The 1,171-nt window shown below is 77.5% G+C and carries 1 protein-coding gene; it reads right to left on the reverse strand.

Annotated elements, in window-relative coordinates; translation table 11 throughout:
- Positions 1-1,047, reverse strand: a 1,047-nt coding sequence (locus FNH04_RS46155) for a glycosyltransferase family 9 protein (RefSeq protein ID WP_152792173.1), incomplete at its 3' end; no start/stop codon positions are given.
- Between the last annotated feature and the right edge of the window lie 124 nt (positions 1,048-1,171).

Genomic DNA, 1,171 nt, shown 5'->3' on the forward strand with positions numbered 1-1,171 from the left:
CCGTTGTCGCTCCGGCGCGGCCCGGCCCTCCCCGAGGGACGCCACGGCGGCGAGCACCTCGGCGTCGCCGATCCCGTCCAGGCAGGGGTGTCCCGGCACCGGGCAGTGGCGGGACCTGCTGTTGGCGCACGCCGCGAGCTGGTCGCCGAGCAGGATGTGCGGCACCCCGTACGGGGCCCAGCGCTCGGCCGACACCACGGGCGCGAACAGGCTGACGACCGGAGTGCCCACCGCCGCGGCGAGGTGCGCGGGCCCGGTGTTGCCGGTCACCGCCACGCGCGCCCCGGCCAGGACGCCGGCCAGCTGCCGCAGGTCGGTGGCGCCGCCGAGGTCGAGGCCGTGGTCCCCGGCGACCTTCGCGGTCAGGTCCCGCTCCCCGGGGCCTCCGGTGACCACCACTCGATGCCCTTCGGCGGCGAGCGCGGTCACGGCACGCGCGGCCCGCTCCGGGGTCCACGCGCGCGCGGGTACGGCGGCGCCGGGGTGGAGCACGACATAGGGTCCGGCCCCGGTGAGGCGCGTGGTGTCGGGCGGGGACTCGACGTGCAGCCTGCCGTCGTCGCCGGGCGGCAGCGCGAACCCGGCGGCCCATGCCAGGTCCAGCGCGGCCAGTGCCTCGTGGCGGTGGGGCAGCCGGCGGTGCCGCAGGTCGAGCAGGGTACCCGGGTAGTCCTCGCTGTCGGCGGCCGTCCAGCCGACCCCGGCCAGTTTCACCAGCAGCGCGGCCGGCAGCGGGCTCTGGTGGTACGACACGAGCACCAGGGCGCGGTCGAAGCGGGCGTCCTCCAGCGCCAGGAGCAGCTGCCGCGTGGCCGTCCGCGACACCTGCGCCGGAGTGAACCCCACCCAGGGGGCGTCGTAGGTGAGCACGTCGTCCACGCCGGGGAGCAGCCGGCCCGCCGCCGCGCCCTGCGTCCCGCACAGCAGTGCCGTGTACGAGGAGCCGGCCGCCACGGCGCGTACGGCGGGGCCCGCCAGCAGCACGTCACCCGCGCTGTCCAGGCGGACGACGAGCGTGCGGGGACGGCTGCCTCTCATGCCGGTCATCGGCTCTCCCCCACGGTCCGGGACACGCCGTCGGGGGACCTGCTCAGGACCAGGCGTACCGCGTCCAGGAGGTCGGGAGCCGTGGTGCCCGCGGTGGCGATCTCCTCGGGGCGGGTGACGGGGG

Origin of the sequence: Streptomyces phyllanthi, assembly GCF_009377205.1 — a bacterium.
Lineage (GTDB): Bacteria > Actinomycetota > Actinomycetes > Streptomycetales > Streptomycetaceae > Streptomyces > Streptomyces phyllanthi.